This window comes from Olleya sp. UBA1516, assembly GCF_002323495.1.
Taxonomy (GTDB): domain Bacteria; phylum Bacteroidota; class Bacteroidia; order Flavobacteriales; family Flavobacteriaceae; genus Olleya.
Genome location: NZ_DCQO01000012.1, coordinates 22,949 through 37,381 on the forward strand (window position 1 = coordinate 22,949; position 14,433 = coordinate 37,381).

General features: G+C 33.4%; 7 protein-coding genes. 6 read left to right on the forward strand and 1 reads right to left on the reverse strand.

What is annotated here, in order from left to right; translation table 11 throughout:
* Positions 1-3 precede the first annotated feature (3 nt).
* Positions 4-3,126: a SusC/RagA family TonB-linked outer membrane protein gene (locus B2989_RS07640; RefSeq protein WP_292946816.1), complete on the reverse strand. Its 3,123-nt coding sequence runs from the start codon at positions 3,124-3,126 to the stop codon at positions 4-6.
* A 268-nt stretch (positions 3,127-3,394) separates the two neighbouring features.
* Between B2989_RS07640 and B2989_RS07645 the strand changes: the two genes are divergently transcribed.
* From B2989_RS07645 to B2989_RS07670, 6 genes are all read left to right on the forward strand, one after another.
* On the forward strand, positions 3,395-4,435 hold the full coding sequence (locus B2989_RS07645) for a LacI family DNA-binding transcriptional regulator (protein ID WP_292946819.1): 1,041 nt from the start codon (positions 3,395-3,397) through the stop codon (positions 4,433-4,435).
* 131 nt (positions 4,436-4,566) lie between these two features.
* Complete coding sequence (locus B2989_RS07650; protein ID WP_292946822.1) at positions 4,567-5,940, forward strand: MFS transporter; 1,374 nt, start codon at positions 4,567-4,569, stop codon at positions 5,938-5,940.
* A 3-nt stretch (positions 5,941-5,943) separates the two neighbouring features.
* Positions 5,944-6,600 (forward strand): beta-phosphoglucomutase, encoded by a 657-nt coding sequence (gene pgmB, locus B2989_RS07655; RefSeq protein ID WP_292946825.1) that lies wholly within the window; start codon positions 5,944-5,946, stop codon positions 6,598-6,600.
* 61 nt (positions 6,601-6,661) lie between these two features.
* On the forward strand, positions 6,662-8,968 hold the full coding sequence (locus B2989_RS07660; protein WP_292946828.1) for a glycoside hydrolase family 65 protein: 2,307 nt from the start codon (positions 6,662-6,664) through the stop codon (positions 8,966-8,968).
* A gap of 20 nt (positions 8,969-8,988) precedes the next feature.
* Positions 8,989-10,908 carry a glycoside hydrolase family 13 protein gene (locus B2989_RS07665; protein WP_292946831.1) on the forward strand — a complete coding sequence of 640 codons (1,920 nt, stop codon included), beginning with the start codon at positions 8,989-8,991 and terminating at the stop codon, positions 10,906-10,908.
* Between the two features lie 42 nt (positions 10,909-10,950).
* Positions 10,951-14,427, forward strand: coding sequence for a TIM-barrel domain-containing protein (locus B2989_RS07670; RefSeq protein WP_292946834.1), 3,477 nt, complete (start codon positions 10,951-10,953; stop codon positions 14,425-14,427).
* The last annotated feature ends 6 nt before the right edge of the window (positions 14,428-14,433 follow it).

Sequence of the window (14,433 nt, forward strand, 5' to 3'; positions counted from 1 at the left end):
TTTTTAAAAATCAATATTCACACCCATACTAATTGTTGTAGGTCTTGGATAGAAAGCACCATCAATACCACCATTATTTTCTGGATCTTGACCTTCGTAATTAGTGATAATAAATGGATTGTTAACCGATCCATATATTCTCATACTTGTGTTTTTAATAAAATTACTATCAAAGTTATAACCTACAACAATGTTTTGACATCTTAAAAATGATGCATCTTGTAGGAAGTAATCTGAAAACTGTGTATTACCAATAACTTCATCAAATACAGGATTGGCTGCACCATCATAAAAGTTTAAAACATTTGTAATACTTGTGTTGTTGTTTGGCTCTGCACTACCTGTATGACCGTATCTTAATTCATTAAAGTCATAAAGTTTTCCGTCTAACTGTCCTCTAAAACTAGCTGATAAATCCCAGTTTTTGTAATTAACATTTAAACCAAAACCAAACGTCCAATTAGGTGCTAAAGCCTCAAAGTATTTGTCATCTTCAGTTATTTGATTGTCACCATTTAAATCTACAAAAGCACCAGGAATTGGATTTCCAGAAGCATCATAAACTTGTTTGAAAACTCCTGCTAAACCAGGCTCTTCTCCTAATTTATTAAAAAACAAATTAGAACCTGTCCCTAAAAGACCTCCTCCAATTCTTAAAGTGTTTATTCCACCTAAATCTGTAACTTCTGTTGTAGCGTAGCTAATGTTTCCGTTAAATGATAGGTTGAAATCTTCATTTTGAATAGGGTTTAAGTTTAAGTTAAGTTCAAAACCTTCACTCTCTGTCGACCCTACATTTTTAATAAAAGAATCTGTTAATCCTTGTCCTGGCGGAATTAAAGCATCTGTTAATAAGTCTGTTGTTTCTCTTTTAAAGATATCAAAAGAACCACTAATTATGCTGTTTTTAAAGAAGTTGAAGTCTAAGCCTAGATTGTAAGTAGACGTTTTTTCCCAAGTTAAACCTGTTTGAAATGGTAATGCCGAATATAAATTAGCACCTGGAAGGTATTGACTGTTTTGAGACCCAACAGCAAAAAGTGGACTAGTAGGATAGTATGTCCCAACTGCACCTGCAATGTTTTGTTGTCCAGTCTTACCATAACCTAATCTTAATTTTAGGTCGTTTACAAACTTAACATCCTTTAAAAAGTTTTCTTGCTTTATTTTCCAAGCTAAAGCTGCTGCTGGAAAAAACCCCCAAGCTTCTTCTGCCCAAACATCATCGGTTACAAAAAATGACGAACCATCTGCTCTTAAAGATACAGTTACTAAATACTTGTCTAGAATATTAATGTTTGAACGTCCAAAAAACGATTGTAAATTTTGATCATTATAATATCTGTTATTAGGATTTTCTGGATTAAAATCTACTTCTCTAAAACCAGTGTCCACGTTGTTACGAAAACGATCACTATTACCATCAGTTTTAAAATTTTGGTAAGAATAACCTAATTGCACATCATATCTTGTTATAAAGCTTTCCTCGATTTCTTTAGCGTATTGTAAATACGAATCGAAGGTTGCATTAGTTATGTGTTGTCTTTCTCTGTAGCTTGTTCCTGGATTAAAGACAACAGCGTTACCGTTAGTTGTATCTATACCAAAAGCAGAAATTGCATTATTTTCAAAGCTTTCTTTTATTTTAGAACGTGATGCGTCTAATCCAACATTTACAACCGCTTTTAATTCTGGTAAAAAAGGCATGGTATAATCAAATTCTACATTTCCTAAAAATCTGTAAGCTCTTTCAGGTCGTTCTCTTTGCTCTAAAAGCGCTAATGGATTTGATTGTCCATCAATTAATAATCTTGTACCATCTAAAGCGGTGTTGGTATAATAACCACCAAAAATCGAATTATTATCATACACAGGTTTTGTTGGGTCAAAAACAATTGCTCCTCCTAGTGCTCCACCTGCATCTGTAGCATTTTTATCTACAAAAGTTAATTTAGCATTGGCATCAATTTTTAAATTATCATTTAATAATTTTGGAGATAATTTAAAGGCAGCACTATAACGTTTGTAATCGTCTGTTCTTACAACACCTTCTAAATCACTATAACCTACAGATGCTCTAAAAGGTAATACACCTCCAAGATTTGCTCTAACGCTAAAGTTTGTATTTGTTGAAATAGCAGTTCTTAAAATAGCATCTCTCCAATTAGTATCATAAATAGCTCTGTTTTCTGTACCTGTAATGTTTCCATCGGTATCATAAATGTTAACCTGGATAATGCTAGAAGGTTCAGTAGTTGAAACTTCTCCAACTGGTACTCCTAATTCTGATTGGTATGTTGGATGATATTGTTTAATAAAACGAACATATTCTTCGCTATTCATCATATCTAAACCTTCACCTGCACTATCAACTGATACATTAGTGGAAAATGTATATTTTGCTTCGCCAGAAGTTCCTTTTTTAGTTGTAATAATGATAACTCCGTTTGATGCTCTAGAACCGTAAATAGCAGTTGCAGAGGCATCTTTTAATATAGAAAAGCTTTCTACATCATTTGGGTTAATTAATGATAAAGGGTTTGAAACTCCAGCTGGATTTTGACCTCCAAGAGCAACACCATCAATTACAATTAATGGACTGTTATCCGCAAATAAAGAGGCACCACCACGTATTCTAATAGTTGGAGCAGAGTCTGGTGATCCACCACTATCTGTAATTCTCACACCTGCTGCTTTACCACGTAACAGTTGATCCGTAGACGTTATGGCTCCTTTATTAAAATCTTCAGACGTAACAACATCTACAGATCCTGTTAGGTCTTCTTTTTTAACACTACCATATCCTATAATAACGACTTCGTCTAATTGCGAAGCGTCCTCTACTAGACCTACATTAATATTAGATTGTCCATTGTAAGTAATTTCTTGAGTTAAATAGCCTATATAAGAAAAGACTAATACATCTCCATTATTAACCTCTAATGTATAATTACCATCAAAATCCGTAGCTGTTCCTCTGGATGTATCCTTAATTATAACATTAACCGTAGGTATTGGTAAGGCTGTAGCTTGTTCTGTAACTGTCCCAGTAACTGTACTTTGTGCAAGTATAATTGTTGGCAAAAACAGTAAAGCTAATAGAAGCCTTTTAAAAATTGTTTTCATACAATAATATTAAGTTAGTTTAAATTTTAAATGTATATTTTTACTTCTCGATGATAAATCTATGTAAATTTTATGTTAATATTTTGTCACCTCTTATATATCAAGCAACGAAAACGTTTTCGTGTTGACAACTTTTTGAGTATTTAAGATAAATGACTACTAAATAATGAATTATCGTCATTTTTTAATGGATATTTGACTTAATCCAATAAGTTTAACCCCTTATATTTGATAAATCTTAATCAAGCATTCTATTTTTAATACACTTATGAAAAAAAAAATAACCTTAAAGCAAATAGCAAGAGAATTAGATGTATCAATATCGACAGTGTCCAAAGCACTTAGAAATAGCATAGAGATTAGTGAGGATACACGCCAAAAAGTACAGGCATTTGCTAAGTTTTATAATTACAGACCAAACAACATTGCACTTAGCTTAAAAAATAGGAAGACAAAAACTATTGGAATTATTATTCCAGAAATCGTGCATCATTTTTTCTCAAAAGTTATTAGTGGTATTGAGGCTGTAGCAAATCAAAGAGGTTATAATGTTATTGTAGGGTTGTCAAACGAGTCCTTTGCTAAAGAGGTCATTAACATGGAAATGCTTGCTAATGGTAGTATAGATGGTTTTATATTGTCTATTGCTAAAGAAACCTTACAACAGCAAGATTATCATCATTTTACTGAAACTATCAGTCAAGGTATGCCAATTGTAATGTTTGATCGTGTTGTAAACGAAATTAAATGTGATAAGGTAATAGTTGATGACACTGAAGGAGCAAAATTAGCAGTTAATAAATTAATTGCATGTGGTTGTAAAAGCATAGCGATTGTAACAACTAAAGATTATGTAAGTGTAGGTAAATTAAGGACTCAAGGCTATTTAGAAGCTTTAGAAGATCATAAAATAGATCCAAAAGCAAGTCTAATATTAAAGGTTCATGATCAATTGTTGTCCGAAGATCATTTGGATTCTTTAGAAATTGAAATTGAAAACTTATTTAAAAATAATAAAAAAATTGATGGTGTTTTTGCTGTAAACGAGCTGTATGCTATTACAACCATGAAGGTTGCTAGAAAGTTAGGCTTAACCATTCCAGACGATTTGCAAATTGTTGGTTTTACAGATGGTGTATTGTCTAAACATGCTGTTCCTACTTTAACTACAGTCAGTCAACATGGTAAGAAAATAGGCGAAAAAGCAGCCGAATTATTGATAAATAATTTAGAAAGAGAAGACGAAGAAGACATCTACGAAACCGTAGTTATTGAAACCGAATTAATTGAACGCGCATCCACAAAATAAAAATTTAACATTGCTCATTTAAAATCTTTTATATCTTTACGCCAATCAAAACATATATTTTTACTTCTCAGGTAATATAGTTTTGATAAGTAAAAGCTTGTCAAAATAGTAATAATTTAAACTTACTATTTATGAAAAAGCGTACCCTTGGCTTTTGGGAAATCTGGAACATGAGTTTCGGTTTCTTAGGAATTCAATTTGGTTTTGCATTACAAGGAGGCTTTATGTCTCGAATATTTCAAACATTAGGAGCAAGTAAAGATGAAATCCCATTATTATGGATTGCAGCACCTTTAACTGGTTTATTGGTTCAGCCAATAATTGGTTACATGAGTGATCGTACTTGGAGTGTTAAATGGGGAAGACGTAGACCGTTTTTCTTAATTGGAGCTATCTTAAGTTCGTTAGCATTATTTTTTGTGCCTTATTCTCCAGCACTTTGGGTAGCAGCAGGATTTTTATGGATTCTGGATGCTTCAATAAATGTGTCTATGGAACCCTTTAGGGCTTTAGTGGCAGATAAATTACCTGACTCTCAAAGGTCTTATGGATTTGTTGTACAAACCTTAATTATAGGTATTGGTACTTGGGTTGCTAGTAATTTACCTTGGATGGTGTCGCAATTTGGAGTTAGCGATTCTGCAGACTCTGGTGTAATTACGGACTCAGTTAAAATAGCTTTTGCAATTGGTGCATTCGTGTTTTTACTAAGTATTCTTTATACTGTATTTACTACAACAGAATATCCTCCAGAAGACATGGAAGAGTTTGAGCGCGAGAAAGCTAAGAAAAACAACTTCATTCCTGATATTTTAAATAATATTGGTAACATGCCTTTAACCATGAAAAAATTAGGAGTCATCCAATTCTTTTCTTGGTTTGCCTTTTTCACCATGTGGAGTTTAGCCAATCCAGCACTTACAGAGCACGTGTTTAATACACCAGCTCCAATAGAAAGTGCTTTTGATATGGCAGATACTGTGCAAAAAGCTGCATTTGATACACAAAATACAGCGTTTCAAAAATCATCAAATTTAGTAGGTTCAGCAATGGGTGTGTATGGGTTATCCTCTATGGCTTTTGCTTTATTATTAGTACTATATACAGCCAAAAGGCGCATTAACCGTAAGCTAGTACATATGGTATCACTAATGTTAGGTGGTGTAGGATTTTTGTTAATGAATTATGCTTCACCAGAACACCTAAAGTATTGCTTTATACTTATTGGTTTTGCTTGGGGAAGTATTTTATCAATGCCTTATGCCATGTTATCTAGTTCTGTAGATCCAAAAAAAATGGGTGTAATTATGGGAATATTCAACATGTTTATTGTAATCCCACAAATTATCGCAGCACTTGGAGGTATTAATTTTATATCAAGTTTATTAGGAGAAGAAACTATAAATGCTATGACAGTTGCAGGAATTAGTTTAATAATTGCAGGTCTTTGCAACTTATTAATCACAAATAAAAACGCAATCTCATATCAAGCAGAAGAAATTTAAAAAATGAATAAAAAAGGATTCATATTCGATTTAGATGGTGTCATTGTAGACACTGCAAAATATCACTTTTTAGCATGGCAAAACCTTGCAAAAAGTATTGATATAGATTTTACACACGAGCAAAACGAACAACTTAAAGGTGTTAGCCGAGTAAAATCATTAGAAAAAATATTAGAATGGGGAAATAAAACCATTTCAGAAGAATTATTTACATCATTAATGGGTAAAAAAAATGAAGAGTATCTAAGCTTCATTGAAAAAATGACTGATGAAGAAATCTTACCCGACGTACCAAAAATATTAAATTATTTAATCGAAAAACAACAGCCAATTTCTTTAGGGTCTGCAAGCAAAAATGCACGACCAATTTTAGAAAAAGTCAATTTACTTTCAAAGTTTGATGCTATTGTTGATGGTAACGATGTAAGTAAAGCGAAACCAGATCCAGAAGTGTTTTTAATTGCAGCAAAGCATTTAAACATGAAACCAGAAGATTGTATTGTTTTTGAAGATTCTGTAGCTGGTGTTCAAGCTGCAAATACAGCAAATATGATTTCTATTGGTATAGGCGAAAAAGAGGTACTACATGAAGCTGATTATATCTTTTCAGATTTTACTGAAATAGAAAACAGCTTTATAGAAGAATTAATAAATAGATAAAAATATTGATTGTCACACTGAGCGTAGTCGAAGTGTTTGTTATCAAAAAAAATATAAGAAAATGAATCAAGATTATATACAACCAGACAATTGGTCCATAATTGAAGAAGGTTTTGATGCAGATCGCGTTAAGTCTTCAGAAAGTTTATTCAGCATCGGAAATGGTGCAATGGGTCAGCGTGCTAATTTTGAAGAACAATACACAGGTCCAACCTTTCAAGGAAGCTATATTGCAGGCGTTTATTATCCTGACAAAACCAGAGTTGGTTGGTGGAAAAACGGCTATCCAGAGTATTTTGCTAAAGTATTAAATGCACCAAATTGGATAGGTATTAATGTAGAGATTAATGACGAACAACTAGATTTAAACACCTGTGTTTCTGTATCTAATTTTAGAAGAGAACTTAACATGCAAGAAGGTTGGTTGTCTAGATCGTTTACTGCAACGCTTCAAAATAATTTAGAAATTGAAGTGAAAGTACTTCGTTTTTTAAGCTTAGATTTAGATGAAGTTGGAGCTATAAATTACCAAGTAAAACCTTTAAATGGAGAAGCGACTATTAAGTTTCAACCGTATTTAGATTCAGGTATTACAAATGAAGATACCAATTGGGACGACCAATTTTGGGATACTTTAAACGTAAGTACAGAAAACGAGCAAGCATTTATTGAAGCCAAAACCATGAAAACGGCTTTTCATACTTGTACATTTATGCAGTCTTCGGTTTTTGTAAATAATACAAAACAAGAACAAACACCAAATGTAGATAAACAAGCAAACACTGTTTCGTTTACGTATACAGTTTCTGTAAATGCGGGCGAAACTGCAAGCATCCAAAAGTTTGGTGGTTATACAGTAGATAGAAATCACGATAAGAATCAGTTAGTTTCAGCAGCTAAAAAAGTATTAGATACTGCTTCAAATTTAGGATTCAATGCACTTTTAAATAATCAAAAAGAGGCTTGGTCAAAAATTTGGGAAATGTCAGACATCACAATCGATGGAGACGTAAAAGCACAACAAGGTATTCGTTTTAATATTTTCCAATTAAATCAAACCTATTTAGGAAAAGATTCTACCTTAAACATTGGTCCAAAAGGGTTTACAGGAGAAAAGTATGGTGGAAGTACCTATTGGGATACCGAAGCGTATTGTATTCCTTTTTATATGGCTACTAAAGACCAACAAGTAGCACGAAACTTACTGCAATATCGTTACAATCACTTAGAAAAAGCGATTGAAAATGCAGAGAAATTAGGCTTTAAAAACGGAGCAGCATTATACCCAATGGTAACCATGAATGGTGAAGAATGCCATAATGAATGGGAAATTACATTTGAAGAAATTCACAGAAATGGAGCTATCGCTTTTGCTATTTTTAACTACTATCGTTATACAGGAGATTACAGCTATATTCCAGAAATGGGATTAGAAGTGCTTATCGGAATTGCTAGATTCTGGCAACAACGCGCAACCTTTTCTACAGACAAAAATAAGTATGTTATTTTAGGTGTTACAGGTCCTAATGAATATGAAAACAACATCAATAATAACTTTTATACCAACTATTTAGCTAAATGGTGTATTGATTATGCTTTAGAGCAAATTGAAAAAGTAAAAGAAGGTCATCACGAAGATTATTTGCGTATTGCTGGAAAAACAAAGATTACTCACGAAGAGTTACATACTTGGAAAAAAGTAGCAGATAATATGTTTTTTCCTTATTCTGAAAAACACCAAGTGTACTTACAACAAGATGGCTTTTTAGATAAAGAATTAATTACGGTTTCAGATTTACCTAAAGCAGATAGACCAATAAACCAAAAATGGAGTTGGGACAGAATCTTACGTTCGCCATACATCAAACAAGCAGATACGTTACAAGGTTTTTACTTCTTTGAAGATCAATTTTCAACCGAAGAATTAAAACGTCATTTCGATTTTTACGAACCATTTACAGTACATGAAAGTTCACTTTCACCTTGTGTACACAGTATTCAAGCTGCTAAATTAGACCAAATGGAGCAAGCGTATACCTTCTATTTACGTACGTCTCGTTTAGATTTAGACGATTATAATAAAGAGGTTGAAGAAGGTTTGCATATTACAAGTATGGCTGGAACCTGGATGAGTATTGTGGAAGGTTTTGGTGGTATGCGTGTTAAAAACGATATACTGAATTTTGAACCTCGTATTCCTAAAGAATGGGAAGCGTATTCGTTTAAAGTAAACTTTAGAGATCAAATTTTAAAAGTGAATGTATCACAATCGGAAACGACTTTTGAGTTAGAAGGAAATACAGACCTAAACATTCAAGTATATGATAATTCGGTAACAGTATCACCAAATAACTTGGTGAAAATTTAAAACTAAACACACTAATTAAGATGAAAAAATTAATTCCACTAGCATTAGTAATTTTAATTAGTGTTAGTTTTTCTTGCCAAAAAGGAACCAAAAAAACAACAACTTCTGAAGTTGTAACCGAAGTTAAAAACGATATCGAGCGTATCGAACCTCCACATTGGTGGACTGGTTTTAATAATACACAAGTACAATTATTGGTGAAGCATCCAAACATTTCGGAAGCAACACCTAGTATAAATTATGCAGGAGTTTCCATAGAAAAAGTGCATAAAGCAGATAGTCCTAATTATCTGTTTTTAGATCTAAATATTTTAGAAAGTACAAAAGCAGGACCATTCAATATTCATTTTAAATTTAATGAAGAAAAGGAACTAGTTCAAACTTACGAAGTAAAAGCACGCTTAAAAGAAGCTGCCGATTACCAAGGTTTTGATAGCACAGATGCTATTTATCTAATCACTCCAGATCGTTTTGCAAATGGAGATACTTCTAATGATATAAAGGAAGATTTAAAGGAGAAAACCATTAATAGAAAAGACGATTATGCACGTCATGGAGGTGATTTACGAGGCATTATTCAGCATTTAGATTATATTCAAGAAATGGGTTTTACCCAAATTTGGTCGTGTCCTTTATTAACCAATGACATGGAAAGGTCTTCGTATCATGGTTATGCAATGACCGATTTTTACCAAGTAGATCCACGTTACGGAAGTTTAGAAGAATACCAAGAATTAGCAGCAAAAGCTAAAGAAAAAGGTATAGGTTTAATCATGGACCAAGTGGCTAATCATTGCGGAAGTGAACATTGGTGGATGCCAGATTTACCATTTAAAGATTGGGTGAACCAACAAGACAGTTTTGAGAATAATAAACCATTAAATAACTCTAATCATAGACGTACAAGTAATCAAGATTTGTATGCAGCCAAACGTGATAAAAAAGAAATGGCTGAAGGTTGGTTTGTACCAACAATGCCAGATTTAAATCAGCGTAATCCGTTTATGGCAAACTATATTATTCAGAATAGTATTTGGTGGGTAGAAACCTTAAATCTTAGCGGAATTCGTCAAGATACCTATCCATATCCTGATAAAACATTTATGTCTAATTGGGCAGGAACAATCATGAATGAGTATCCTAACTTTAGTATTGTTGGTGAAGAATGGAGTACCAATCCGTTATTAATTGCCTATTGGCAAGAAGGTCATGACAATAAAGATGGTTACGATTCTAATTTAAGATCGACTATGGATTTTGCTATGCAAAAAAATACGGTAGATGCTTTAAACGAAGCCGAAAAATGGGACACTGGTTTGGTGAAAATATATGAAGGTTTAGCAAACGATTTTGCGTATGCATCACCAAAAGATATTATGGCATTTCCAGACAATCATGATATGAGTCGCATTTTTACACAGCTAAAAGGTGATGTGCCAAATACCAAAATGGCATTAAGTTATTTACTTACTCTACCTAGAATTCCGCAATTGTATTACGGAACAGAAATCTTAATGAACGATTTTGAAAAACCTGGCGATCATGGTTTAATTCGTACCGATTTTCCAGGAGGTTGGCAAGGAGATGCTATAAATGCATTTTCAGGAGAAGGTTTAGCAGATGCGCAAAAAGACATGCAGTTATTCCTTAAAAAAGTATTGAATTACAGAAAATCTAGTGATGCTATACACAATGGAAAAACCATTCATTTTGCTCCATTTATGGGAACGTATTTCTTATTTAGAGTGATTGAAGGTGAAACCGTTGTACATATCATTAATAAAAATAACGAACCAATTACTTTAGATTTAAAACGTTTTGAAGAAGTTGGTTTACAAGGCAAAACATTAAAAAACATAGTAACTAATGAAACGTTTGTTTGGGAAGATGAAATTATCTTAAACGAAAGAGGAAGCTTACTATTATCTACTAAATTATAAATTAAATGTCACCTCGAGCGCAGTCGAGAGGTCTCCATCGTAATGAAAAAAATATTATACATACTATCCTTCTTACTATTTCAATTCACCTTTGCTCAGGTTACAATTATAGTTGAAGAACTTCCAAAAGACACACCAAAAGAGGCTTCCATATTTATTTCAGGAGATTTTGAAGGTTGGTCTGGAGGACATAAGGATTACCAATTACAGCAAGTAAATGGACAGTATCAAATAACACTTCCTAAAACAGAACAACGCATTTTATTCAAGTTTACCTTAGGGAATTGGGAGACTTCCGAAAGTACAAATAAAGGATTAAAAATAGATAATCGTATCCATAAGTTTACGACATCAAACGATACATTAAAAGTAAAAATCGCAGGTTGGGGTCATTTATTTGATCTTCAGGAAGCATCAACAGCTTCAAAAAATGTTACTGTTTTATCCGAAACTTTCAACATACCACAGCTAAACAGAAAACGTCGCGTTTGGATGTATTTACCAGCAGATTATAAAACGTCTAAAATAAATTATCCAGTAGTGTATATGCACGATGGACAAAATGTTTTTGATGCCAGTACGTCTACATATGGTGAGTGGAAAGTAGATGAAATTCTAGATAAACTATTTAAAGAAAACCTAAAACTAATTGTGGTAGCTGTAGATAATGGAGAATCTAAACGTTTAGATGAATATTCTCCTTGGACACATCCAGAATATGGTGGAGGCGAAGGGGAAGCTTATGTAGATTTTATTGTAAACACATTAAAACCGTATATCGATACTAATTTCAATACTAAAAAAGACAAATCCAATACAGCTATTTTTGGTAGTTCCATGGGTGGATTGATTTCGCATTATGCTGCTTTAAAATACCCAATGGTTTTTGGTAAAGTTGGCGTGTATTCTCCTGCATTTTGGTTTGCGCCAGCAGTAAAACCATTTACGGTATCTCATGCCAATATTAAAGACACGAAAATGTACTTTTTGGCTGGTGGAAAAGAAGGCGAAAACGCAGGTTTTAATGAAATTAGCCAAACCGTTACAGACATGAATAGTATGATTTCTATTTTAACCGAAAACGGATTTCCTAAAGAAAACATTCAGTCTAAAGTCGTTCCAGAAGGGAAACATAATGAGGCTTTATGGGAAAACAATTTTGAGGAAGCTATTACTTGGTTGTTTGCAGATGCTATTAAAAAAAGAGAGTTCAAAACAGCGCGCTTTCAAGATAATCAATTACATATTCAGGTTTCAGACGGAAGTTATAAAATGCATTTTTACCATCCTGAAATAATAGAAACTACATTTTTACCAACAGGAGAAGTGTTTGATAAAAAGTCACACGCGGTTGTTTTAGATAAAGTACTTTCTGATGTAAAATTTAATGAAACAGCTTCAGAGATTAGTTTTCAATCTGAAAAATTAACAGTAAAAATCACAAAAACACCTTTTCATATTTCGTATTGGAAAGATGGTAAAGAAGTCACTTCTGTAAAAAATGGTTATCAAAAAACGGATGCATTTGAAACTATTAGTTTTAACTTAAAATCAGATGAAGTTTTATATGGTGGAGGCGCAAGAGCTCTAGGTATGAATCGTAGAGGGAATCGTTTAGAGTTATACAATAAAGCACATTATGGTTATGAAGATCGTAGCGAGTTAATGAATTACACCATGCCAATGGTAGTGTCTTCCAACAATTATTTAATTCATTTTGATAATGCACCTATTGGCTTTTTAGATTTAGATAGCAAAGCAGATAATATACTCACGTATGAAACTATTTCTGGTAGAAAAACCTATCAAGTAGTAGTAGGCGATTCTTGGTTAGATCTTACTAAAAACTATACTCAGCTTACAGGGACACAACCAATGCCACCACGTTGGGCTTTGGGTAATTTTTCTAGTCGATTTGGATACCATTCACAAGAAGAAGTAACTGCTACTGTAGAAAAATTTAGAGAAGAGAACATTCCATTAGATGCTATTATTATCGATATTTTTTGGTTCGGAAAAACCATTCAAGGTACTATGGGAAATCTAGCGTTTGATCGCGATTCTTTTCCTAATCCGAAACAAATGATAAAAGGATTAAAAGACAATAATGTGAAAACGGTTTTAGTCACAGAACCGTTTGTATTAACGACTTCTAATCGTTGGGACGAAGCGGTAAAAGCAGATGTTTTAGCTAAAGATTCCATAGGAAATCCGTTTACTTTCGATTTCTATTTTGGAAATACTGGTTTGATTGATATCTATAATCCGAAAGGAAAAAAATGGTTTCAAAACATTTACAAAGACTTGGCCAATTTAGGTGTTTCTGGTGTTTGGGGAGATTTAGGAGAACCAGAAGTACATCCTAAAGGATTGCTTCACGCAACAGGAACAGCAGACGAGGTACATAATATTTATGGTCATAATTGGGCAGAATCTGTGCAAGAAATGTACACGCAAAACTTTCCAAACACAAGACCATTTATTTTAATGCGTGCAGGTAGTTCTGGATCCCAACGTTTTGGAATGATTCCTTGGTCTGGAGATGTAAACAGAACTTGGGGAGGATTACAAAGTCAGCCAGAAATTGCACTGCAAATGGGAATGCAAGGTTTGGCTTTTATGCATAGCGATTTAGGTGGTTTTGCTGGTAATAATTTAGACGATGAGCTATATGCACGATGGTTGCAATATGGCGTTTTTCAGCCAATTTATAGACCACATGCACAAGAAGAAGTGCCTGCAGAACCTGTTTTTAGAAGCGATAAAGCAAAAGCTTTAGCGAAAGCGTCTATCGAGTTGCGTTACAAATTACTACCATATAACTACAATTTAGTTTTCGAAAATAACCAAACAGGTGCACCTTTAATGCGAGCCTTATTTTTTGAAGAAGAAGACAATGCAAATTTGCAGACCAATGCATCCACTTACCTTTGGGGAAATGACTTTTTAGTCACGCCAATTGTACAATCAGAACAAAAAGAAGCTGAGGTATACTTTCCGAAAAATAGTAATTGGTTCGATTTTTATACGAATAAAAAAGTAGAAGGCGGACAAACACTATCCGTGAAAACGGAAGAAAATAGCATTCCAACATACGTTCGTGGTGGAGCATTTATTCCTACCGCAAAGCCAATGCAAAGCACAGCGGAGTATGACGGAAACACATTGGAGTTATATTACTACTTTGATGCATCGGTTTCAGAAAGTAAGCGCACACTTTATAATGATGACGGAGCAACTAAAAATGCTTTTGAAAAAGGAGAATATGAGATTTTAGAGTTTGATTCTAAAACCACAAAAAAAATGCTAGAGCTTCAGTTTGATGCAGCGGTTGGTTCTAATTATGCTACTTCGACAAAAACAATAACGGTCGTGATTCATAATTTTACAAAGGACCCGAAGCGTATAAAATTCAACAGAAAAAAAATAGACTTCAATTATAATCAAACTAGTAACATTTTAACTTTTGATGTGCAATGGAATACGTCAGAAGGCAGCAAAACACAAATAAAATATTAAGTATAA

Coding starts and splice junctions, on each gene's coding strand:
- B2989_RS07640 (WP_292946816.1), bottom strand. CDS start 3,126: ATGAAAACAATTTTTAAAAGGCTTCTATTAGCTTTACTGTTTTTGCCA.
- B2989_RS07645 (WP_292946819.1), top strand. CDS start 3,395: ATGAAAAAAAAAATAACCTTAAAGCAAATAGCAAGAGAATTAGATGTA.
- B2989_RS07650 (WP_292946822.1), top strand. CDS start 4,567: ATGAAAAAGCGTACCCTTGGCTTTTGGGAAATCTGGAACATGAGTTTC.
- pgmB (WP_292946825.1), top strand. CDS start 5,944: ATGAATAAAAAAGGATTCATATTCGATTTAGATGGTGTCATTGTAGAC.
- B2989_RS07660 (WP_292946828.1), top strand. CDS start 6,662: ATGAATCAAGATTATATACAACCAGACAATTGGTCCATAATTGAAGAA.
- B2989_RS07665 (WP_292946831.1), top strand. CDS start 8,989: ATGAAAAAATTAATTCCACTAGCATTAGTAATTTTAATTAGTGTTAGT.
- B2989_RS07670 (WP_292946834.1), top strand. CDS start 10,951: ATGAAAAAAATATTATACATACTATCCTTCTTACTATTTCAATTCACC.